General features: G+C 44.1%; 18 protein-coding genes. 8 read left to right on the forward strand and 10 right to left on the reverse strand.

Annotation, left to right across the window (positions count from 1 at the left end; translation table 11 throughout):
- The first annotated feature begins 168 nt into the window (after positions 1-168).
- From JMX89_RS08580 to ahr, 3 genes are all read left to right on the forward strand, one after another.
- On the forward strand, positions 169-1,491 hold the full coding sequence (locus tag JMX89_RS08580; RefSeq protein ID WP_201531849.1) for an efflux RND transporter periplasmic adaptor subunit: 1,323 nt from the start codon (positions 169-171) through the stop codon (positions 1,489-1,491).
- Complete coding sequence (locus JMX89_RS08585) at positions 1,488-4,586, forward strand: efflux RND transporter permease subunit (RefSeq protein ID WP_201531851.1); 3,099 nt, start codon at positions 1,488-1,490, stop codon at positions 4,584-4,586. Before JMX89_RS08580 ends, JMX89_RS08585 begins: the two co-directional genes overlap by 4 nt.
- A 369-nt stretch (positions 4,587-4,955) precedes the next feature.
- Positions 4,956-5,957 (forward strand): NADPH-dependent aldehyde reductase Ahr, encoded by a 1,002-nt coding sequence (gene ahr / locus JMX89_RS08590; RefSeq protein WP_227673062.1) that lies wholly within the window; start codon positions 4,956-4,958, stop codon positions 5,955-5,957.
- A gap of 248 nt (positions 5,958-6,205) precedes the next feature.
- On the opposite strand, the gene glmS is transcribed toward ahr, so the two are convergent.
- From glmS to hisF, 7 genes are all read right to left on the reverse strand, one after another.
- Positions 6,206-8,050, reverse strand: coding sequence for a glutamine--fructose-6-phosphate transaminase (isomerizing) (gene glmS, locus JMX89_RS08595; protein WP_011514702.1), 1,845 nt, complete (start codon positions 8,048-8,050; stop codon positions 6,206-6,208).
- 159 nt (positions 8,051-8,209) lie between these two features.
- A complete protein-coding gene (gene glmU, locus JMX89_RS08600) occupies positions 8,210-9,586 on the reverse strand; it encodes a bifunctional UDP-N-acetylglucosamine diphosphorylase/glucosamine-1-phosphate N-acetyltransferase GlmU (protein ID WP_201531853.1) in 1,377 nt (458 codons plus the stop codon).
- A 96-nt stretch (positions 9,587-9,682) separates the two neighbouring features.
- The gene (locus tag JMX89_RS08605; RefSeq protein WP_201531855.1) at positions 9,683-10,261 is read right to left on the reverse strand and encodes a phosphatidylglycerophosphatase A; all 579 of its coding nucleotides are present in this window, start codon (positions 10,259-10,261) and stop codon (positions 9,683-9,685) included.
- 3 nt (positions 10,262-10,264) lie between these two features.
- Positions 10,265-11,299 (reverse strand): thiamine-phosphate kinase, encoded by a 1,035-nt coding sequence (gene thiL / locus JMX89_RS08610; RefSeq protein ID WP_201531856.1) that lies wholly within the window; start codon positions 11,297-11,299, stop codon positions 10,265-10,267.
- Positions 11,300-11,301: 2 nt separating this feature from the next.
- Entirely contained in the window at positions 11,302-12,363 is a 1,062-nt protein-coding gene (gene nusB / locus JMX89_RS08615) for a transcription antitermination factor NusB (RefSeq protein ID WP_227673063.1), read from the reverse strand.
- Positions 12,364-12,593: 230 nt separating this feature from the next.
- Positions 12,594-13,115 carry a 6,7-dimethyl-8-ribityllumazine synthase gene (gene ribE, locus JMX89_RS08620; RefSeq protein ID WP_011514697.1) on the reverse strand — a complete coding sequence of 174 codons (522 nt, stop codon included), beginning with the start codon at positions 13,113-13,115 and terminating at the stop codon, positions 12,594-12,596.
- A gap of 205 nt (positions 13,116-13,320) precedes the next feature.
- Complete coding sequence (hisF, locus tag JMX89_RS08625; protein ID WP_011514696.1) at positions 13,321-14,103, reverse strand: imidazole glycerol phosphate synthase subunit HisF; 783 nt, start codon at positions 14,101-14,103, stop codon at positions 13,321-13,323.
- Between the two features lie 188 nt (positions 14,104-14,291).
- Here hisF and JMX89_RS08630 point away from each other — a divergent pair, with 188 nt between their 5' ends.
- Genes JMX89_RS08630 through JMX89_RS08640 form a run of 3 tightly spaced genes read left to right on the forward strand, consistent with a single transcriptional unit; the run spans position 14,292 to position 16,688 of the window.
- The gene (locus JMX89_RS08630) at positions 14,292-15,461 is read left to right on the forward strand and encodes a homoserine kinase (protein ID WP_201531858.1); all 1,170 of its coding nucleotides are present in this window, start codon (positions 14,292-14,294) and stop codon (positions 15,459-15,461) included.
- Positions 15,462-15,503: 42 nt separating this feature from the next.
- Positions 15,504-15,764, forward strand: a complete 261-nt coding sequence (locus JMX89_RS08635) for a hypothetical protein (RefSeq protein ID WP_011514694.1) — start codon at positions 15,504-15,506, stop codon at positions 15,762-15,764.
- A complete protein-coding gene (locus JMX89_RS08640; protein WP_201531860.1) occupies positions 15,765-16,688 on the forward strand; it encodes a class II glutamine amidotransferase in 924 nt (307 codons plus the stop codon).
- 23 nt (positions 16,689-16,711) lie between these two features.
- Here JMX89_RS08640 and JMX89_RS08645 read toward each other — a convergent pair whose 3' ends face one another.
- Both JMX89_RS08645 and JMX89_RS08650 read right to left on the reverse strand, forming a co-directional pair.
- A complete protein-coding gene (locus tag JMX89_RS08645; RefSeq protein WP_201531862.1) occupies positions 16,712-17,275 on the reverse strand; it encodes a YchJ family protein in 564 nt (187 codons plus the stop codon).
- Between the two features lie 42 nt (positions 17,276-17,317).
- A complete protein-coding gene (locus tag JMX89_RS08650) occupies positions 17,318-18,034 on the reverse strand; it encodes a metal-dependent hydrolase (protein ID WP_201531864.1) in 717 nt (238 codons plus the stop codon).
- Positions 18,035-18,148: 114 nt separating this feature from the next.
- Here JMX89_RS08650 and JMX89_RS08655 point away from each other — a divergent pair, with 114 nt between their 5' ends.
- Together JMX89_RS08655 and acnA are read left to right on the forward strand one after the other, a co-directional pair.
- A complete protein-coding gene (locus JMX89_RS08655; RefSeq protein ID WP_201531866.1) occupies positions 18,149-19,192 on the forward strand; it encodes a DUF3025 domain-containing protein in 1,044 nt (347 codons plus the stop codon).
- A gap of 411 nt (positions 19,193-19,603) precedes the next feature.
- The gene (gene acnA, locus JMX89_RS08660) at positions 19,604-22,411 is read left to right on the forward strand and encodes an aconitate hydratase AcnA (protein ID WP_201531867.1); all 2,808 of its coding nucleotides are present in this window, start codon (positions 19,604-19,606) and stop codon (positions 22,409-22,411) included.
- Positions 22,412-22,499: 88 nt separating this feature from the next.
- Here acnA and JMX89_RS08665 read toward each other — a convergent pair whose 3' ends face one another.
- Complete coding sequence (locus JMX89_RS08665; RefSeq protein ID WP_201531869.1) at positions 22,500-23,153, reverse strand: LysE family translocator; 654 nt, start codon at positions 23,151-23,153, stop codon at positions 22,500-22,502.
- Positions 23,154-23,312: the final 159 nt, after the last annotated feature.

Consider the following 23,312-nt stretch of genomic DNA (forward strand, 5'->3'; position numbering starts at 1 on the left):
TGACAACTTAATATATGCTATCCTCAATAAATTTACAGACTATTGTAGTCATAAACAGCATTTTGACCATATAAAGATGCTCGTTTAACGTAATGCTAGCCTATTTTCACCTATTATTTTCCTCATATTATATATCCTTATTATTGCCTGTATTGACAGAGAGTTATCATGAGCGATGTTGAAGACAACAAGCTGCCAGTTGAATCTGAGCTACCCCCATACCGCCAATCTGATGCGCGAGCGTCTAAGCCTTTATCAGATAAGCCATTATCAAAATTTCCTTTATGGTTATTACCAGTATTGGCCATTGTGCTCGTTATTGGGGTATTGGTTGGTAAGTACTGGGGCAATGATGAGGAAGCGAGCAATGAGTCGCCCGTTGCTAACAATGTGCAAAACGATAGCGCTAACCTAAAAGATGCTAGCATTGAGCAAGCTGTATTATCGGTCGAAACAGTGCTACCAAGCCAAGATAATATTGGTAATACGCTCAGTGCTGACGGAACCATCAATGCTAAAGATGTCGCTAATGTCAGTGCCAAAGTAAACGGCGTAGCGATTGAACGGATCTTGGTCGAAGAAGGTCAGCGTGTTAAAGCTGGTCAAATACTGGCTGTATTTGATACCGACGCGATGGAGCAGCAAGTCTTGCAAGCAGAAGCAGATGTTGCCGAAGCAGAAGCGACGCTTGCCAATGCCACTGCCGATGCCGCCCGCGTCCTGCCACTTATTGATATTGATGCCATTAGCAAACAAGAAGCGGATCGCTATCGGACTTCCAAACTGCAAGCGCAGGCGTCACTACAAGCATCTAAAGCTCGACTGAGTACGCAGCGCTTGAGTGTCAATAATGCCAATGTGGTTGCACCGGTTAGCGGTATTATTAGTGAAAAAATGGCTGAAGTTGGTATGGTTGCTGGTGGAGACCCACTATTTACTATTATCAAAGGTGGCATTTTGGAATGGCGTGCGGATATCGATCCTAAGCTGATTGGTGAGGTTAATGTTGGCACACCAGTGCAAGTTAGCCTACCGGGCGGCGATTCTGTCATGGGGCAGGTCAGTCGCATTGCACCAACTGCTGATAATAATAGGCAAATTACCATTTATGCTAGCCTCGTTGCTAACGCAAAAGTACGAGCAGGCATGTATCAAACGGGCGAGTTTTTATTGGGTAGTAGCAGCGCTCAAACGGTTCCTAATAGCGCCATTGTCAGCAATGACGGCTATGACTATGTGATGCTAGTGACCAATATCAGTACTAAAGACGGTAAAAACGGTCATAACATTGGCCGTATCAAACAACAGCGCGTGACATTGGGTGAGCGATTTGGCGATAATGTTACGCTCACAGAACCCTTGCCTGCAGAGAGCCGGCTTGTAAAGCAAGGGGGAAGCTTTTTAAATAATGGTGACTTGGTACGTGTCGTTGATGGTCTGAGTCAAACTGGTAAGCAGGCTACTAGCACAGACACGCAGGCGCGCTCATGAGTTTAAATGTTTCCGCCTACTCGATTAAAAATCCATTAGTGGCTATCTTGCTGTTTGTACTGCTGACTTTAGGCGGTATCTATGGCTTTATGCAAATGAAGGTGCAGCAGTTTCCCGATATAGACCTACCAGCGGTGGTGGTCACGGTGACCTTGCCGGGCGCTGCGCCATCGCAGCTCGAAAACGATATTGCAAAAAAGGTGGAAAATAAGCTCACCAGTATTGAAGGCGTCAAGCACATTCGTACCACGCTACAGACGGGCGCCGCTACTATGGTCGCTGAGTTCGTCTTAGAAAAAGACATCCAAGAAGCGGTTGATGATGTGCGCTCGGCAGTCGGTGAGGTACGTGGCGATTTGCCTGCCGCTGCCAATGACCCTATCGTTACCAAAGTCTCAACATCAGGATTCCCAGTCGTCACGTACTCTGTCGCTGCTGAAAACATGAATGTAGAAGACTTGTCTTGGTTCGTCGATGATACCGTCACTAAGCGTTTATCTGATATACCCGGTGTCAGTACTGTCAGCCGTATCGGCGGTTTGCAGCGTGAAATTACGGTTGCCGCTGACCCTATTACCTTGAGTGGTCTAAAGCTTTCTATCATACAATTATCCAATCAAATCACCGGTATTCAGCAGGACAGCTCAGGCGGTGAAGCCGAAGTCGGCAAAACCACGCAGACCATTCGTGTACTTGGTGCTGTTGAGCGCGCAAGCGATTTAAATCACTTACAAGTTGCAGTGCCTACGGGTGGTACTCAAGCGCTTGGGCGTATGGCGCAAATTACGGATGGCGCGGCTGATCCCAGCTCTATTGCCAAGCTCGATGGGCAAACGGTGGTTGCATTCAATATTACGCGCTCGCGTGGTGCCAGTGAAGTAGAAGTCATGGAGCTGGTTGACGCTGAGCTTGCCAAGCTGTCAGCAGATGTAGGCAATATTAGTATTGAAAAGGTTTATGATCGAGCAACGCCAGTCGCTGAAGATTATCAAGCGTCATTACGAATGCTGATAGAAGGTGGTTTGCTTGCCGTAGTCGTGGTGTTCTTATTTTTGCGCAATATCCGCGCGACTTTTGTGGCTGCTGTGGCATTGCCATTGTCCGTCATACCTACTTTTTTGGGTATGTATCTGTTTGGTTTTAGTCTTAACATTATCTCCTTATTGGCATTGTCGCTGGTCATTGGTGTACTGGTCGACGATGCCATTGTAGAAGTGGAAAATATTATTCGTCACTTACGTATGGGTAAGACGCCTTATGAAGCGGCAATGGAAGCAGCGGACGAGATTGGCTTGGCGGTGGTCGCCACTACCTTTACTCTGATTGCCGTATTTTTACCGACTGCGTTTATGGGCGGAATTGTCGGGCAGTTTTTCCGGCAGTTTGGCTGGACGGCGGCATTATCAATATTTGCCTCGTTAATGGTTGCGCGCCTTATCACACCGATGATGGCAGCATATATATTGAAACCAGAAAAGAAGCACGTTGAAAAGCAGAGCGCGCTGATGGATTGGTATCTTAAAGTGGTCTCATGGACGCTAGATCATCGCTGGATGACGATGGGTGCTACCTTAGTATTGTTTGTGGCTTCATTGGCTTTGGTAAAATTATTACCCACCTCTTTTATACCTGATAATGATATTGACCAAACACGGGTGGCCATTGAGCTGACACCCGATGTGGCGTTAGCGGACACGGAACGAGTTGCCGCGCTGGCAAGTGAGCGTATCTTGGCCATGCCTGAAGTGACCAATATCTTTACGTCGGTAGGTGAGGCGCAGGCGACAATGGACTCAAACTCTAGCGGTGGCAAGGCAGAAAATATAGCAGGTCTAGATATTGTACTTGCGCCAAGAGCAGAGCGCGGCTCTAAGCAAGAGATTGAGCGTAAGATGAGTACTATATTGGCAGAAGTACCCGGTGCGCGCTTTACGGTCGGGTTATCGAGTGGTGGTGAGACAGGTTATAATTTTTCTTTGACCAGCACCGACCCGCAACTGCTTGAGCAAACCGTACAGCAGATGATGTCAGAGATCCGTGAGCTACCAAGTGCTGGTGCTGTCACGAGTGATCGCAGCCTGCCACGCCAAGAGTTGACCGTCACGCCAAATAGGCTAGCAATGGCGGATAAAGGGGTGACGACGCAAGACATCGCCACGACCTTACGTGTGGCGACCGTTGGTGACTATGAGCAACGTTTGTCCAAGCTGAATTTAGATACGCGGCAGATACCAATTGTCGTGCGCTTGCCAGATATCGCTAAGCAAAACGTCAGCCAACTCGAAGGCTTATATGTACCAAGTGCGCTACCAGCAGGACAAGGCGTGCGTGTTGGCGAAGTTGCGACGCTCGACTTTGGTACTGGACCTGCGCAAATCAGTCGCCTTGATCGTGAGCGGGCGATTAGTATTACTGTTCAGCCTGCCAATGGTGAGCTTGGTGATTTGGTACAAGCGGTCAAGAGCATACCTAGTATGCAACAGCTGCCAGCCTCTATTACTATTATTGATCAAGGACAAGCAGAAAATATGGCCGAGTTATTTAGCGGCTTTGTGATTGCGATGTCGGTCGGCGTGGTCTGTATTTTGGGCGTACTTATATTATTATTTGGACGCATCTTGCAGCCATTTACGATTCTCATGGCATTGCCCTTGTCTATCGGTGGTGCCTTTGTCGGCTTGGTAATTACCAATAGCAGCCTGTCGATGCCCTCGATGATTGGTTTTATTATGTTGATGGGCATTGCGACCAAAAACTCTATTCTTTTGGTCGATTATGCACTGATTGCTCAGCGGCGCGGTCTAGCACGTTTTGAGGCAATTATCGATGCTTGTCGTAAGCGTGCGCGTCCGATTATTATGACTACCATTGCGATGGGCGCTGGTATGTTGCCGTTGGTATTTGGTTGGGGTGATGCCGATCCGACCTTCCGTCGACCGATGGCAGCAGCAGTATTGGGAGGTTTAGTCACCTCAACCTTATTAAGCCTCGTTGTTATTCCAGTTGTCTATACGCTGATGGATGACCTATCAGGATGGTTTGCTAAGTGGCTTGCTCCAAATGGTAAGCCAGATATAGTGACTGAGGAAAAGTAGCAGTTCTAACGGTATTACTGTTAGTAAGCGCTACAAAAAGCTCAAACTATATTCAGGTATAGTTTGAGTTTTTTATGGGTAAGATGTTAGCTATTAGATTAATTCAAGCTATTATGAGGTCAAAGAGTCGTAATGTGTGTTATTGGGAGACAGGTTATCAAGGTAATGGGCTTTAATTATGGTTCTTTGTATGACGTTAGTCTGAAACTGGTAAGTTTAGTGGTTTAGTTGAGCAAGTCTTTGTTATAGTCGATTCAGTTAAATTTATCAAAGAAACGGTTTATATCGATATTTGGATGCTATCCGTGTCTTTAACATTCCTAGAACTATAAACCAGTTTCTATACATATTAGAAAACAAGGAATAACTATGATTAATGCCTATGCAGCAAAAGAAAAAGGTGGTGAGTTTGTGCCTTATCAATATGATCCTGGCACATTAGGGGATCATGAAGTAGAAATCGAAGTACATAGCTGCGGTATCTGCCATAGCGATCTATCGATGTGGCAAAACGAATGGGGAATGACCCAATATCCGTTTGTAGGTGGGCATGAAGTCGCAGGAAAAGTCCTCGCAAAGGGTAAGCACGTCAAGCACCTAGAGCTTGGCGATAAAGTCGGGCTTGGCTGGCATAAAGGATATTGCAACGTTTGTGATCTATGTATCGGTGGGGACCACAATCTATGCCCTGAGCAAGAAGGTACTATCATTGGTAACCATGGTGGTTTTGCAGATAAAGTACGCGCAAAAGATACTAGCGTTATCAAGATACCTGAAGGGCTTGATTTTAACGCTGTAGGACCGTTGCTATGTGGCGGCGTTACGGTGTTTAATCCGCTTATGCAGTACGACATCACGCCAACCTCAAGAGTAGCTGTTATCGGTATTGGTGGTTTAGGTCATCTAGCGCTTCAATTTGCCAATGCGTGGGGCTGTGAAGTGACGGCATTTACCAGTGAATCGAAAATGGAAGAAGCAAAAGAGATGGGCGCTCATCACTCATTAAACTCAAGAGAGGATAGTGAAATTGAAAAAGCCGCTGGTTCTTTTGATTTAATCATATCAACAGTGAACGTCGATATGAACTGGGATGTTGTGATCAAGACTTTGAGACCAAAAGGTAAGCTACACTTTGTTGGACTGTTAGAAGTTCCATTAGAAATATCAGCTGCACCAATGATTATGGCTCAAAACAGTCTGTCAGGCTCACCAGTTGGATCACCGTCAACCCTGCGAAAAATGTTGGATTTTGCCGCTCGACATAATATTCAGCCAGTGACTGAAACGTACAAAATGTCTGAGATAAATGAAGCATTTGAGCGCCTAGAGAGTGGTAACGCTCGCTATAGAGTGGTATTAGAAAGAGACTAAAAGTCTTTAAAGGTAATGAAGCATAGTCATAGTAGTGATACCTCATTTAATGAAAGACGGGGTATCGCTATTTTTTTGTATTGTACCTCTACTTTCTTTAAGCCATCTTTGCTTTTTTTTGAGCGCATAAAAAACCCTTGCTGTGGTATTAAACAACAGCAAGGGCTAATAGTTGAGTCAATAGAATGAATTGTCTAATATGATACTTTATTACTCGCTGACAATAAATATTGTTAAATTAGTAAACATTATTCGACTGTAACTGATTTTGCTAGGTTACGTGGCTGATCGACGTCTGTACCGCGCATTACTGCGACATGATATGACAGCAATTGTACTGGCACGCTATAAACAATCGGCGCAAGCGTTTCGCAAACATCTGGCACATACACCACGTGCAATCTATCTGCTGCGACCATTTGACTGGATTCGCTCGCAAAGACAAACAACTCACCATGACGGGCATGAACTTCTTGCATATTGGCTTTTAACTTATCAAACATACTGTCTTTAGGTGCTAGCACCACGATAGGCATATCTTTATCAACTAATGCCAATGGTCCGTGCTTCAGCTCGCCTGCTGCATAGCCTTCAGCGTGGATATAAGAGATTTCCTTTAACTTTAATGCGCCTTCTAGAGCAATTGGGAACTGTAAACCACGACCTAGGAATAAGCAGCTTTTCTTATATTCAAAATGCTCACTCATGATCTTGATAGGCGCGTCCAGGTGTAAGCTGGCATGGAGCTGACCCGGTAGTTGTTGCAGTTGACTAAGCAGCGTGCTCAAATTTTCATCAGTCATGCGCTGTTGGGTCACACCTACCTTTAATAACAATAACATCAGTGCTGCAAGCTGAGTAGTAAAGGCTTTGGTAGATGCCACGCCAATCTCGGGACCGGCAAGCGTTGGTAAAAAGATATCCGTTTCACGTACCAATGATGAGGTTGGCACATTGCACAATGCCAGACTAACCAGTCCAATAGGAGACTGTTTTTGAATATCACGTAGTGCAGATAAAGTATCAGCAGTCTCGCCCGACTGAGAAATACAAATCACTAAAGAGTTATCAATAACGACTGGATTGCGATAACGGAACTCACTGGCAACTTCCACTGAGCAAGGCACACGAATAAGACTCTCAAACCAATATTTTGCGACCAAACCTGAATGATAGCTAGTACCACAAGCGATCACTTGTACGTGCTTAATGCCTTTTAATTGCGTTTCATGACGTTGCAGAAAATCATCACGCAGTTTAGTTGGCTCATCATTATCTAATGCCATCTCGAGAGTACGAGCGACAGCATCTGGCTGCTCGTAGATTTCTTTGAGCATATAATGCTTAAATTCGCCCTTGTCTGCATTGTGTTGTGCTGCGTCAATTTCATGGATTTGGCGTGTGACCTCGACACCATCAGCGTAAACCTGAATACTGTTACGCGTTAATCGGGCAATATCGCCTTCCTCTAGATACATAAAACGATTGGTCACTGGTAAAAGTGCCAATTGATCGGAGGCGATAAAGTTTTCGCCAATACCGACGCCAATCACCAAAGGAGAGCCTAAACGTACCGTAATCAGCTCTTCTGGGCAATCAACATGGATAACGCCAAGGGCAAATGCTCCATGTAACAAAGGAGTGACAGTGCGAACGGCTTCTAATAAGTCAGGCGTTGCTTTATAGATATCGTTAATAAGATGCGCGACGACTTCGGTATCGGTTTGCGAGGTAAACTCGTACCCTTTGGCAATTAATTCTTCTTTTAGCTCGGCGTAGTTTTCAACGATACCATTATGTACCACAGCAATCTTGCCTGAAACATGCGGATGGGCGTTACGCTGAGCCGGTTCGCCATGCGTTGCCCAGCGTGTATGCGCAATACCAATATGACCATCGAAAAACTCTGGGTTGACTGCGACGGCATCGACTAAGGCCTGAACTTTACCCACTTGGCGCTCACGGTGGAGCTCGCCATCACGAATGACAGTCAGACCAGCAGAATCATAGCCTCTATATTCTAGGCGCTTAAGTCCCTCAAGTAAGATATTGGCGATATTACGCTCAGCCACTGCTCCAACTATTCCGCACATAACTATTCCTTAAATTTAATTATTAGTATTTCTATGTATTTCTATGTATGACGATGTCTGGTTAATCTATAAATATAAATAAGCAGCACCACAAATCATTGTCGTACTGCTTGAGATTGCTAAGAGCCATTTTTATTTAACTAACTGTCAACGCTGCCATTATTTTTTAGTCGGACGCTTAAAGTCATTTTTCTGTGTTTGACGAGCACGACCAAAGGCTAGTGCATGAGCATCAACGTTTTTAGTAATCACTGAACCAGCTGCCACAGTAGCGGTATCACCAATTTTCACTGGCGCCACTAGACTTGAGTTAGAGCCAATAAAGGCATTATCGTCAATGATGGTTTGTGATTTATTCACACCATCATAATTGCAAGTAATCACACCAGCGCCAACATTGACACCAGTACCAATAGTGGCATCACCAATATAGCTTAGATGATTAACCTTGCTACCATCACCAATTGTTGATTTTTTAATTTCGACAAAATTACCGACTTTGCTGTTGTCAGAGAGTATGGTCTCAGGACGTAAATGCGCAAAAGGACCAATATCTACACCTGCGCCAACTTCAGCGCTATCAATCACGCAATAAGGCTTTATATGACAAGCGTTGCCTATCTGGGCGTTTTTAATGACACAGCCCGCTTCAATATAAACATTATCACCTAAGACACAATCACCCTCAAATACCACACCCACATCGACAAACACGTCCTGACCTGCGCTCAAGGTGCCACGAATATCGACACGAGTAGGGTCAGCGAACTGTACGCCAGCTTCTTGTAAGTCGGCGACAAGTTTACCTTGCCATGTACGCTCTAAGCTAGCAAGTTGTTGACGGTTATTCACGCCTTCAATCTCAAAGGTATGCTCAGGCTCAATCGCTGCAATAGTGATGCCATCAGCAACCGCCATTTTGACAATATCAGTCAGATAGTATTCTTGCTGCGCATTGTCATTTGATAGCTTGGGCAAAAATTTATGCAATAAAGCATTATCGACGCAGTAAATACCGCTATTAATTTCTTGTATCTGCTGCTCATCGCTATTGGCGTCTTTTTGCTCAATAATGGCTTCAATATTGCCATCTTTATCACGTTTAATACGACCGAGACCAAATGGATTATCTACTGTTAGCGTCAACATAGACATGCCGTCAGTATTGGCATCCTGTAGTGTCGCTAAAGTTTGACAGCTAACCAAGGGTACATCACCATAAAGAATGAGGCTTTGTCCATCTTTTGGTAGCTCAGATAGAGTCACTTTGACCGCATGTCCCGTGCCCAACTGCTCAGTTTGGGCAACCCAAGTAATGGGCAAATGCGCATATTGCTGGTCAATGTGATCTTGTACTTGCTCGCCACCAAAACCATGGACAATGATGGTGTCATCAACCGTCAATTGATGGCAAGTGTCTAACACGTGACCTAGCAATGACTTGCCAGCCAATGTCTGTAGAACTTTTGGCTTGGCCGACTGCATACGCGTGCCTTTACCAGCAGCGAGGATGATTACCGAAAGAGGAGATGTCATAATAGCCTACAAATGTAACAAAATATAAGGTCGAATTATAGCGCAGATTGCTAGGTAACTAAAACGCTATGTCGTGACAACTTTGTAATGGCGTGATTAAGTGATAATTATGTAAATAACTATCCAAACAGCTGCTGCCATAATACCTGCAATGATGTCATCGAGCATAATACCTAGACCGCCAGCGACTTTTTTATCTGCCCATCCAATGGGTGGTGGCTTAATGATGTCAAAAAAGCGAAAAAGTATAAAGATCATGATCAGAGCAGCGACAGAAAAAGGTTGCGAGATATTGTGCCAAAAATTACCGTCAGCAATACCTATATAAGACAACGGCAATAAGGTAATCCATATACCTGCCCACTCATCCCAGACGATATGTGGGTCATCATGACCGCCCATCAAATCTGAGGTGCGACCACATATCCAGATACCAATGATACAAGATAAAAGTGTAATAATTAAAAATGGTATAAAACCTAAGCTTAGCAGCGGTATTGCAACAGTTAAGCCGCCAACCGTACCCCAAGTGCCGGGCGCCCGGCGAGGTAAACCACTGCCCAAGCCGATACCGAGCCAATAAACTGCGCGGTCAAGCATGGTGGCGTTGACTGGCAGAGGAGGGCAATCATTGGCTTTACGGATATCGGGCTTAACTAGGTCGTGATCGGTCATGGGTTAACCTGCAAAATGTTGGTAACCCGTAAGATTGGGCCAAGTAATAAACGGTGAGGGATGGGTGGGTGTCACTGGCTGATCTTGATAATAAAGTTCAGGACGTTTATGCGCCGCATTATCTGTATTTCTATCACTCGCCAATGCAATCACATTACCAATGTAAGTCACAGGCGTATTAACGTCGGTACAAGAAGACGGCTCGATATGGGGAGGCAAGGTAAAAGCCAACTCATAATCATCGCCACCAGCCAGTTGACACAATAGCCGCTCAGATACATCGATACTAGCTAAAGGGTTGCTGGTAGGAAGAGCTTCCAAATTAAGTCTCATAGCGATGCCGCTTTGCTCGCAGATATGACCAAGATCTTGATAAAGACCATCAGAGATATCTATCATTGACGTTGCACCGATTTGTGCTAGTGCTGCACCTAAGCTAATACGTGGTGTTGGCATATGAAGTCGATGCGCAAGTTCAATGCCGATAGCATTATCAGGGTGCTGTAAGGCATAAGCGGCATCACCAAGTGTACCTGATACATAAATTTTATCACCGACTTGCGCACCTGAGCGATAGACAGCTGGAGTATCTGCGGCAAGCAGCCCTTGGGCACTAACACTTAACACTAAGCTATCATTATGGGTCGTATCGCCGCCTATCAAGGTCACACCAAATAACTGGCAAGCATGAAATAAACCTTTGGCAAACTCAGTCAGCCACTGACTATTAGCAAGGCGCTGAGGTAATGCTAATGCCAGTAAAATGCTATGCGGGGTGGCACCCATAGCCGCGATATCAGAGACGTTAACTGCCACAGCTTTATAACCAATGGCAAATGCTAACTTGTTAACCTGATCCCAGTCTTCACTAAAGTGACGACCTTGAACGAGTGTGTCAATACAGCTGACCAAGCGCGCGCCTTGTGGCAGTGCCATGACTGCTGCATCATCACCGATGCCCTTTTCGACAGCGTTAGATGATGACTGAGTGGCTTGCATTTGCGAAAATATACGCTCAATCAGCTCAAATTCATTCATGGCTAGTCTTTGCTTTTTTCATCAGCATCATTTAATTCAGCACTTTTGGTATCAAAATCAACGCTATTCGAGTCAAGTAATTCGACCTCTGCTGTAACTTTGTCATTGCTAGCAGCGATGTTTTCTTCTACTGGCTGATCATTGGCAATGTTTTCGGCAGTAACGGCAATCTCGTCTGCTTTATCAACGATGACTGTTTCGATGCTAGTCGGCTTAATAATAATTTCTTCAACCGTATTTTGAGTATCGTTCTGCTTACTGGCTTTGTAATCAGTAATATTTGCCAAAGCTTTACTGACACTATTGCGTTTAACACTGGCATTATTAGCACTGATACGTGGTTTATTTGATGCTGTTGGTTTTTCTTCGATATCACTATTATTAGCATTGATATCTGTGTTTTTATCCGCTTTAGTAACAGGCTTAGTTGCTGCTTTTTGTGAGGTGCGAAGATTGGCTTTGCTATCCGCTTCTACTTCGGCAGCACGTAGCTCAACTGCCATTCTATCTAAGACGGCATTAATCAGTTTATGTGCATCGGTTGCGCCAAAATGATTGTTTAGCTTCATCGCTTCATCAAGTACCACTTTGTACGGAATTTCTAAACGATTTTGTAGCTCATAAGCGCCAACCAAAAGAATGGCATGTTCAACCGTATCGAGTTTATTGATTTCACGATCTAGATGCTGGCTAATAAGCGCATCTAAGGCATCAATCTGCTCTGGGATATCACGCATCATTTCATGATAGTAGCCAATATGTACAGTATGCATGGCATTAGTCGCGCGTGTACGAGCAGCAATATCGTGCGGGGCATTGGCTTTCCAGCCAAGCTTGCCATCGATATCAAAACGGCGGTCAGTAACCAGCCATTCATATAGACCTTGCATAGCAAAGCGGCGTGCCTTACGGATAGCGGTGTGACTGGTCTTATAAGAAGACTCACTCATATCAAAGGTTTGATCGCCCGCACTGCTGCTCGCGATGCGCGTGGCTTCAGCTTGTTGGTCATTAACTTGTGCGGTTTGTGCAGCGCTAATAGCGCGCTTGAGTTGGTCAGTCATAAGGGGTCTATACCTAGTTTTTGAGATAATAAGTTTAAAAATAAAATGTTAAATAGTGGTCGACTCGCAAATGTTGCTAGTCAGTCTTGGAGATGAATGTTCGATAATCACTTAAAATATTAATGCTAATGCTATTGTAAAGTGCTGAGGGCTATCGTTATAACCATAGCCCCATTTCAAACAATAAATAATAATTTTATACTCATAAATGCGGCTAACAGTGAGTGCAATTAAGCGTCTTCGCTGCCATCATCAATGTCTAACTGTGATAACACAGCAAGCATTTCTAGTACAACCATCGCTGCTTCTGAACCTTTATTACCAGCTTTAGTACCAGCACGCTCAATCGCTTGCTCGATGCTGTCAGTAGTCAATACGCCGTTTGCTACTGGAATATTATAGTCAATGGCAACACTGCTTAAACCTTTAGCAGATTCGCTTGCGACAAAGTCAAAATGCGGCGTGCTACCACGGATAATCGCACCCAAAGCAACGATAGCGTCAAAGCGATCAGACTCAGCAGCGCGCTGTGCAACCAATGGCAACTCAAACGCACCTGGCACACGAATCACAGTAATATTACTACCCAATACGCCATGACGAAGCAATGCATCAATCGCACCATCAACCAATGACTCAACGACAAAACCATTAAAACGACCGACGACGATACCGATACGCACGTCCTCGTTTTGATGTAAATTGCCATCAATATGGGTCACGTCATTGCGTTGCTGTTGTAAATTTGACATAAAAAATCCTTTGCCGAATGGGCTATTAATAGAAGTATAAGAATCTAAGTATTAGGAATCTAAATATATTGCTAGGTTCAAATCGCTTATTTAATTGGCTAGTGAGCAGATAAATAGGCAGTAAAATGAACGAAAACCAAATGATAATAAGCAGTTAGCGCTATGATAACATTTTTTTCTGCTATATTTGTATTTTACCAACGTCTTACAAACGCATTTGTATACCTTGCGCTGCCATATATGCTTTGGCTTCTTGAACGGTATACTCACCAAAGTGAAAAATACTGGCAGCAAGGACGGCATCGACGCCGCCTTCTAATACGCCTTCAGCTAAATGCTGTAAATTACCGACGCCGCCTGAAGCAATGACCGGTACATTTACACGACTGGTAATTTGCTTCATGAGCGCCAAATCGTAACCTTTTTTGGTGCCATCGCCATCCATAGAAGTCACCAATAATTCACCGGCGCCAAGCTCAGCCATTTTGCTTGCCCAAGCGACGGCATCAATGCCCGTTGGCTTACGACCGCCGTGGGTAAATATTTCCCAACGCGGCATGATAATGCCATCAACCTCGATATCAGCAACGCGCTTGGCATCGATAGCAACGACGATACATTGATTGCCAAATTTCTGCGAGGCTTCACCGACGAACTCAGGGGTAAATACCGCAGCAGAATTAATCGCTACTTTATCCGCGCCTGCATTAAGCAAATTACGAATATCGGCAATTTTACGCACACCGCCGCCGACAGTTAATGGCACAAATACCGTTTCCGCCATACGTTCTACCGTATGATAAGTGGTGTCACGCTCGTCATTGGTCGCAGTAATGTCCAAAAAAGTAATCTCATCGGCGCCTTGTTCATTGTAGCGTTTGGCCACTTCGACAGGGTCACCTGCATCTTTAATATCGACAAATTGTACGCCTTTGACCACGCGCCCATTATCAACGTCCAAACAAGGGATGATACGCTTTGCTAACATAGGGTCTTTCACCTTATAATCAATTCATTCTATAAGCGCTAGTCTAGCAAAATCACTGCCATCTCAGGCAGGTTTTCGCAAGATTAATGTGCTTTTTGCCAAAGTTTATCTATAAGCGGTGTAATCGTCGCCATCACCGTCTATATTTATCCTATTTACCTTTATTTAATTGCCATAAGTGAGATGTCATGTCCGTCTATACCCAGTTAACCGATGACCAATTTGCTACCTTTTGCCAACGTTTTGGCGTATCGTTCGCCCGTGCCATTCCGATTACCCAAGGTATCAAAAACTCTAACTGGTTTATTCAGACGACTGATGATGTAGATGGTGCACACTCTTATGTATTTACCTTGTTTGAAGAGCGTCCACCAGAAGACATCGAAAAAATGGCGGTTATCTTAAACCAATTAGATGGTAAATTGCCGGTAGCGGCGCCATTATCATTAGTTGATAGCGCAGAAAAATGTTATGTCATACGTTATGACAATAAAGCCATTACGCTAGTGCCATGTTTGGCAGGCTCTCATCCACAGCAGACTACGCAAGCGATGTGCCATGAAATTGGCGCATCTTTGGCAGTATTGCATGAAACGCTACAACAGCTACAGCCTGCGGAAGAATATGGCGTGCCATTATACCCATGGAGCGATGTACGCGACCGTGAAATGCAGTTTATGCCAGCTGACGAAGCCAAACTCATGAGCGATATTTGGCAGTCTTATACGAATTTGCCGCTTGCCAGCATGCCAAAAGGCTTATGTCATTTAGATATGTTTGCTGATAACACGCTATGGAACTTATCGTTAAATAATAGCCAAAAAGGTGAAGAGCGTCTGACTGGGTTATTAGATTTCACCGAAGTCAGCGTCGAACACTATGTGATGGATATTGCCATTACCATTAATGACTTTTGTACTACTTGGGGTATGGCTGAACAAGGCGAGTCGGTGAATTTTGACCGCAGCAAAATGGTGGCTTTTTTGCAAGGCTATGAGTCGAAACGCATGCTCGGTGAAGATGAAAAGCATGCACTACCTGTTATGCTCGCAAAAGCTGCGGTGATTTTTTGGCTATTACGTCTCAACGTCATCCATTATAACCGTACCGAAGGTCGTACCGGTGATAACATCATGGTCAAAAACCCTGACTTGATGAAGCGTCTAGCCGCTTATCATTGGTCACATGTTGAAAAAGCACAAAATACGGTATTTGTACTGTTAGCTATTAATAATAAGATCGAAAAGCCGATAGCCGGTGTGTTTAGCAGTATTACGCAAGCTGAGCAAACATGTGATAGTTTAGGTAATAGCAGCGATTTTATTATTAAAGAATATACGCTCGATCAATTAGTATAATTTTTTTGAGCATTCCTGTATCAAAAATATAAAGGCGACCTCATGACCGATCAAGTTGATAACTGGCACAAACTGGCACGCTACGATACCAATATCCAAGGTGAGTTACATGCCAATTTGCTACGTAATAATGATATTACTGTTTCTCTACAACCGCTGAGTGCGATGCCTGGTATGAATTCTGGCATCGTGCTTTGGGTACAAGATACCGATTTGGTGCATGCAAAACGCATTTTGGATAGTATTGATAAGGATGCAGCAAGCTTGCCTGAAACAGACGATGATAACGGCGGTACTCTATAAATGTGTCAACTTTTAGGTATGAACTGTAATACGCCAACCGATATCGGTTTTAGCTTTGCAGGCTTCCGTCGTCGCGGCGGCATGACAGACAGTCATGAAGATGGTTTTGGTATTGCATTTTTTGAGCGTAGCGAATGTACTAATAGTGACAGCTCTAATAGTGAAAAGTCGGACAATGCCTCGACTGGTCTACGCTTATTCCATGACAATCGCCCAAGCCATTTATCGCCCGTTGCTGATTTGGTTAATAATTATCCAATCAAAGCGATGAATGTTATCGCACATATTCGTAAAGCAACCCAAGGTCAGAATTGTTTGGCGAATACCCATCCTTTTGTCCGTGAAGTCTGGGGTGAGCAGTGGGTATTTGCGCATAATGGACAGATGAATAGCGAATTTATTAAACGCTGCCAGCGCCTGCAAGACAATGGTAATGCCTCACATTGCCAACCAGTCGGTACAACTGATTCTGAAATGGCATTCTGTTATCTGGTCAATCGCCTGAAAAGTAGCTTTAAAACTCGTCCGGATGACAAAACGCTGTTTAACTTTTTGACGACTCAATGTCGCTATTTATCTGCCAATGGTTTGTTTAATTGCCTCATATCGAATGGTCGTTGGCAGATGGCGTATGCGGGCAGTTTATTGTTCTATCTGACGCGAAAAGCACCATTTGGTGAAGCAAAATTGGCTGATGATGACTTGGCGATTAACTTTGGTGATGTGACTACCGATACCGATAAAGTCACGATACTAGTGACCGTGCCATTGACTGAAAATGAAAAATGGCAACAGTTGGCAGTCAATGAATGCCTGATATTCCAAGATGGGGATGTCATTTATAAAGACAGTCCAAGCCAGCGTAAGTTTTTGACCATTGAAGAAGGGATTGCAGTAGCGCGCGCTGTTGGGGCGAGTGTTTAGGAATAGCGAATATTAGATGTTAATTAAATATAAACCCCACAACAACGCTTAAATTTCTCACCCGAACCGCAAATACACGGCTGTTTTTGGGTTATAGTCATTTCTACTGTTGGGTCGAGGAAGTACCAACGCGCATCGTTGTTCGCTTTGTCTGTTACTTTTACAAAGGCAGACAATTCATGATGCGCCTGCAAGCCATCATCTTCATTATCAGAGACATTAAAGTAAGCTTTAAATTCAACTTGCGCATGACGTTTACCTAGCTTTGGCGTGTGCGCGACGATTTCCAATCCTGCCCAGTTCGTCTCCTTTGCCCAACTCTCAATCGAATGGATATCAAGTAATGCTTGCTGCGCGGGTAGTGTAGTCTTGACGATATAGTTTGGCTTGACCAACACAAACGCACTATAACGCGACCGCATGAGGCGTTCAGCAGTTTCTGCTTTTATGCCGTCAGCTTTATCAGTTTCTTCGCTCAATAAACTGTCATGGTAAGGCTGGCAGCAATCTTGATAAAGTAGCGGCGCGCTAATGTCATCCGATGACGGGTTCATTTGGCAAGGGCAGGTCTGTAGAGAAATTGACATTATTTACTCAAGTTATTATTCGTTTTGATAGCTTCATAAGTTTTAATTTAGCCAGTTTTTTATCAATTCTGGCCATAGACCGATTTTAAGCTTTGCCCAAGGGGCGGGGTCACATAGCTGCTGCCAAAATTCATCAAATGGTGGCGCAAAATATACCAAGAGCGCAAGGATGACGTACAGTAGCAGATACCACCATTTATCTTTATGCTGATAGAACTTCATCGCCGTACCCGATGAGCGCTTCATTTTCATATTGGATAAATTCACACTATATAATTCATCTAATGCCAAATGCACCATGGCGCCGCCGAATAAAAATAAGCCGTAAAACCAGCTAACCGTCAACGGTAAGTTTAAAATATCGTAGCTGATATAGGTCATTCCAAGCCCCATTATCGCCATGTAGGGCACCGAGTGAATGACACCGCGATGCACGGTCATATTGGTAAAAATCGAAAATACCACATAACGCATAAAGCCGTAGCCGGCTAACCATAAGGCTATCAACGCCAGTAAACTCAGCTCACTACGCCAATGCATCACCAGACCAAAGGCAAAAATAAACGAGGTAATATTAAAACCAAGTTTAATCGGCGTCGAGTTATCTGAATCTAAATCAGGCAGCAACCCACCGATGGTACCGAGCGCCACACACATCAAAAAACCTGAATCCTCAATCAAGCCAGCTTTATAAACCGTTAGACTCAGCGTACCACTGACCATGAATGCGACATTTAAGTGGGTGTTAAAATTTGCCATAAAAACTCATCAATAAGTAGCGCACGAAAACGTCATTTCGAGCGGCTCGTCTAGCCGTAAAAAAGCGCTCCATGATACCATAGCCAAGCCAGCCGTCTAATAGAGATAGTCAATATGACCGCCACTGATTTACCTGCCAAGCCTAATAACAATATTTGCAACGCTCCTTTCGATGTGCCTGTTAATGCATCTGTTGAAGCTGCTATTAATAACCCGTCTGCATGTGATAGTCAGCTTGATGACTGCTTTGCTACTATTGACTGGCAAGCGCCATGGCTGTGTCACTTAAATCAGTTAGATTATGTAAGTCACGCCATTACTCAGCTAAGTGGCTTAAAAAATGAGCCTGCTCAGACAGATATAATTGAGAATACGCCTGATATTATCGCCAAGGTTTTAAATACAGCGTTGCAGCAACAGGCTGATGAATTACGTCAGCTATTACCGAAAACCAAACCTGCACTAAATAATAAAGCCCAAACCTTACGATTTGTCTCACAAAATGCGTTGCCAGCAGGCGAAGCATACGAGAGTTTTATCGGTACGACTGGTAATATTCCGACCCGTAATAATTTGCATGATTTATTTAACGGCAGCATTTGGCTAACCTTTCCTAAGACCAAAGCCCTGCTGAATTATTATCATATGCTTGAAATCGAACAACAAGGTATTGGTGCCAGTCGCGGGCGTGTCCGCGATACCATTACCGTACTTGATGAGAACGGCGCGATTTTAGTGACAGCAGAGCCTAGTATTGGTGAGGCACTAGTGGATTTTGACTGGCAAAAAAGTTTGGTAGAACCGCGTGAGCAGTGGGATAAGCCAAAGCAATCGAATAACCACTCTCGGGCGGCGGTTTATATTTTTGGTCATGCACTATTAGAGAAGCTACTTCAGCCGCGCAAGGCATTATGCGCCCATAGTATTGTTATTTATGTGACGCCAGATTTTTTTGTCTTATCGCTATCTGAGCGTATTAGTCATTTGGATCAGAAAGTAGCTGATTATATGGAGGCATTATTATCACAACCGGATGTGACACCGCGCAAACTGTCTCCATTGCCTATTTTGGGTGTGCCGCATTTTTGGGCTGAAAATGCCAAGCCTAACTTTTATGATGATAGCCAAGTGTTTCGCAGTGGTCGCCGTCAAAAATAAAAAGATAAGGGAATACCTTACGAGTTAACCGTTAATGCTTAACCGCTAAAGCATTGTTACGTTTACGATTGTGCCACGATTTGCCTACGTCTAGACGTTAACAAAGCTCGGGTTATTTGTTATGGTAAAAGGACGTTACTGTTAAATACTAAAGATATGCTTATGTCTTTTGTTACCTAAGATTTTGTTAGTATAAAAATACAGCGGTCTATTTTTCTTAGCAACTCTTATGAATCATTAATTTGAGTTGTTAATAACAGCTACTAAAGTTAGCCATTAAATTCATTTAGTAAAAATTTAAGCACTATTATTTAGCCACCAATTATCAGCATAAATGCTTATTGATTGATAGTCATATTAGTTCAAGAGTCATTTATGTTCAGGATCTATAACAACGATAAGGAAGCTACCATGAGTGATATTTTTAATGTAAAAGACACCATTACGGTCGATAGCAAGGACCATACCTATTATAGTCTGCCCAAGCTAACCGAGACTTTTGAGCACATCAGAAAGTTACCATTTTGCATGAAAGTCGTTTTAGAAAACTTATTGCGTAATGAAGATGACGGGCAGTCTGTTGGCAAAAATCACATCGAAGCGGTCGCCAATTGGGATGCAGGCGCAGAAGCGTCAAAAGAAATAGCCTTTATGCCAGCCCGTGTTGTCCTGCAAGATTTTACTGGTGTGCCATCGGTAGTCGATTTGGCAGCGATGCGTGATGCCGTCGTTGAGCTTGGCGGCAAAGCTGAGCAAATTAACCCGTTTATCCCAAGTGAATTGGTCGTCGATCACTCAGTACAAGTCGATGCTTATGGCCGCGAAGATGCCATAGATCTTAACGAAAAGATTGAGTTTAAGCGTAATAATGAGCGCTATGAATTTCTGCATTGGGGCAAGAATGCCTTTAAAAACTTCGTTGTCGTGCCACCAGCCACAGGTATTGTGCATCAGGTTAACTTAGAGTACTTGGCCCGTGTGGTAATGGCTGCTGATGTCGACGGTGAGTTGACCGCTTATCCTGATACGGTATTTGGTACTGACAGTCATACTACTATGATTAATGGTATTGGTGTACTTGGTTGGGGCGTGGGCGGTATTGAAGCGGAAGCGGCAATGCTCGGTCAGCCATCATCAATGCTCATTCCACAAGTGGTTGGTTTTGAGCTAAAAGGTAAGTTAACCGAAGGCGTTACTGCAACAGATTTGGTATTGCGTGTGGTTGAAATGCTGCGTGCGCATGGCGTGGTTGGTAAGTTCGTCGAATTTTATGGCGAAGGCTTACATAGTATGCCACTGGCTGACCGTGCAACGATTGCCAATATGTCACCAGAATATGGTGCAACGTGCGGTATTTTCCCGATTGACCAAATGGCGATTGATTATCTACGTCTATCAGGTCGTGATGAAGCCCAAATAGAGTTGGTTGAAAAATATGCCAAGGCGCAAGGCTTATGGCATGATGCAGATACGCCAGCAGCGACCTACTCAAGTAAGTTGGAATTGGATTTATCATCAGTACAGCCCGCACTTGCCGGTCCGAACTTGCCACAACAGCGTATTAATTTATCTGATATGCATGAAAAATTTGGCGAAACCTTGACGGCGATGACCAAAGACCGTAAGAAAGAAGTTGAAGCCAAGGTTCGCTTCGATGAAGAAGGCGGTAAGCAAGAGCAAGCAAAAACGCTCGCGGCAAAACCTAATCCTTTTTGCGCTGAAGGCAGTACTTATTGCACGGTCAAAATCGAAGACGAAGAGTATAGATTGCGTGATGGTTCTGTCGTTATCGCGGCGATTACTTCTTGTACCAATACCTCAAACCCAGCAGTGATGATTGGCGCAGGTTTGGTGGCGAAAAAAGCCGCTGCAAAAGGTCTAACGGCTAAACCATGGGTTAAAACTTCACTGGCTCCAGGGTCAAAAGTAGTAACTGATTACCTTGAAAAAGCCAAATTGATGGATGAGCTAGAGAAAATAGGCTTCTACCTAGTTGGTTATGGCTGTACCACTTGTATCGGTAACTCAGGTCCGTTATTAGGGGCGATTGAAGGGGCTATCGAAGAAGGTGATTTGGTTGCCGCTGCTGTACTATCAGGTAACCGTAACTTTGAAGGTCGTATTCACTCACATGTAAAAGCCAGCTACTTGGCGTCACCGCCATTGGTTGTTGCTTATGCCCTAGCAGGTACTGTCGATATTGACTTGACCACGCATCCGCTAGGACAAGACCAAGAAGGCAATGATGTATTCCTAAAAGACATCTGGCCAACGTCAGAAGAAATTAACGAGCTAATTGCCAATAATATCGACGCGGATATGTTCCGTAAAAACTATGGCGAAGTGTTTGACGGTAGTGCAGCATGGAACGCCATTAGCTCAGCCGATAGCCAGCTGTATCCATGGAGCGAAGAGTCTACGTACATTAAGAACCCACCGTTCTTTGATGGCATGACCATGGAGCCGGAAGGTATCCCTGATATCGAAGGCGCGCGTATCTTAGGGTTGTTCGGTGATTCAATCACCACCGATCATATCTCACCAGCTGGTAATATCGATGCTGATTCTCCTGCGGGCAAGTACTTGCAAGGGCGTGGTGTGATGGAAGCTGACTTCAACAGTTATGGCTCACGCCGTGGTAATGATGCGGTCATGACTCGTGGTACTTTTGCCAATATCCGTATCAAAAACGCCATGATGGCGGGCAAAGAGGGCGGTTATACCTATTACTTCAACGGTGATAGTGCCACGTTACAAGATGGTCAAGAAATGGCTATCTATGATGCGGCGATGAAGTATAAAGAAGACAAACGTCCGCTCGTGGTACTTGGCGGTGCAGAATATGGTTCTGGCTCTAGCCGTGACTGGGCCGCGAAGGGAACGATTCTACTCGGTGTAAAAGCGGTACTGACCAGCTCGTTTGAGCGTATTCACCGCTCAAACCTAGTCGGTATGGGTGTCTTGCCATTGACCTTTAAAGATGGTGAAAATGCAGCGACCTATAATCTAGATGGTTCTGAAGTCCTTAGTATCACAGGTCTAGATAATGGCGAAAGCAAAACCGCGAAAGTTACGGCCATACGTGCCGATGGCTCAACTGAGAGCTTTGATGTGAATGTCATGCTACAGACGCCAAAAGAGCGCGAGTATGTGCGTCATGGCGGTGTATTGCACTATGTGCTACGTCAACTGGCAGCTGAGAGCAAAGACGCTGCGTAATAATTGATTAGACTTAGTATGACAAAGAGCCCAATCATATGATTGGGCTCTTTTATGCAATATTATCGTGCTTAGGTAATTTTATTGCTCAACCTTTCTCAGTCAGCAGCTTGACTCCCATGCCGATAAATATCACACCGCTTATTCTATTTAAAATTACTTCAATAGTAGGATTCTTACGCAGATTTTCACTGAACTTTGACGCCAACAATGCCAAGCACGAGAACCACATAAAACCGGTCGTAGCAAAAGTTAGCCCAAGACCTAAAAAAGACAGCATGCTATTACCATAACTCGAGTCGATAAACTGTGGGAAGAACGCCAAAAAGAATAAGGCGACTTTTGGATTAAAGGTATTAGTTATGACCCCTTGCTTATATATCTGCCACCTATCTAACGGTCGAGTAGACGCTAATTTTTCTTCAATGGGTAAATTACTGGCAAGTAAAGGTACTGGTTTGCTAGTCAGCATTTTAAAGCCTAGATAGCATAAGTAGCTTGCGCCAATATATTTCACTAGCGTAAATGCAAATGGTGAATTGGCTGATAGGACGGACAACCCGAGCGCAGCCAGCAAAGTATGTACTAAAATACCAGAGATAATACCGAATACAGAGTAGAATCCTGCAGTCTGTCCCTGTGACATACTACGAGTAATGATATACATGCTATCTGTTCCGGGTGTTATATTTAATAAAATGGCAGCAAGAATAAATCCCAGATAATTTTCAATACCAAACATAGCCAATCCCTCCTTGTGATAGAAATTCAGCTCAACATTTTATAGAGCGCCTTTACATTGCATTCTATCAATATTCCTAATGGTATATATAGCCTTGCTAGCATTTTTCAGAAATGACAGACATAAAAAATCCCAGTCACCGTATGATGACTGGGCTTT

This window comes from Psychrobacter sp. DD43, from assembly GCF_904846555.1.
GTDB classification, from domain to species: Bacteria; Pseudomonadota; Gammaproteobacteria; order Pseudomonadales; family Moraxellaceae; genus Psychrobacter; species Psychrobacter cryohalolentis.